The sequence below is a fragment of the Streptomyces macrolidinus genome, from assembly GCF_023887685.1.
Taxonomy (GTDB): domain Bacteria; phylum Actinomycetota; class Actinomycetes; order Streptomycetales; family Streptomycetaceae; genus Streptomyces; species Streptomyces macrolidinus.
The window spans coordinates 1-243 of the sequence record NZ_JAMWMR010000134.1 but is presented as its reverse complement, the minus strand read 5'-3'; the positions used below and the strand labels follow the sequence as shown (position 1 = coordinate 243).

1 protein-coding gene is annotated in these 243 nt (G+C 74.1%); it reads left to right on the top strand.

Annotated features, from left to right (window positions below):
* A partial coding sequence (locus tag NGF19_RS30550) for an IS3 family transposase (protein WP_252429204.1) occupies positions 1–243 on the top strand: 243 nt, incomplete at both ends.

Sequence of the window (243 nt, the reverse complement as noted above, 5' to 3'; positions counted from 1 at the left end):
GGTGCTGAAGGTCGCCCGCTCCTCCTACTATGCGTGGCGCGAGGGCGAGGCGGCCCGCCGTGCCCGGCAGGCCGCCGACGATGCGCTCGCCCACGAGATCACGGTGCTGCACATCGCCTCCCGCCACACCTACGGTGTCCCGCGCATCCACGCCGAACTGCGGCGCCTGGGGCGGCGGGTGAACCGCAAGCGCATCGCCCGCGTGATGCGTGAGCGCGGCATCCGGGGCGTGACCCGGCGCAA